Genomic DNA, 326 nt, shown 5'->3' on the forward strand with positions numbered 1-326 from the left:
TCCTGATGTAGACCTGAGTTTCTTGGGTTTGTTAACTTACATTGGTGTTATCGCTGCTTTGGTACAGATTCTAGAAATGGTTTTGGATAAGTACTTCCCGGATCTGTATAACGCTCTTGGGGTATTCCTACCATTGATCACAGTAAACTGTGCGATCATGGGTGCATCTCTATTTATGGTTGAGCGTGATTATAATCTTGCTGAGAGCACGGTCTATGGCTTGGGTGCTGGTGTCGGTTGGGCTCTTGCGATCGTCGCATTGGCCGGTATCCGAGAAAAGCTCAAGTACAGTGATGTGCCTGAAGGTCTGCGTGGCTTGGGTATTA

Annotated in this window: 1 protein-coding gene; it reads left to right on the top strand. The window is 46.3% G+C overall.

Annotated features, from left to right (window positions below; translation table 11 throughout):
* Nucleotides 1-326: Rnf-Nqr domain containing protein (locus A3761_RS08315; RefSeq protein WP_304439603.1), on the top strand; the 326-nt coding region annotated here is incomplete at both ends.

The organism is Oleiphilus sp. HI0123, from assembly GCF_001635315.1.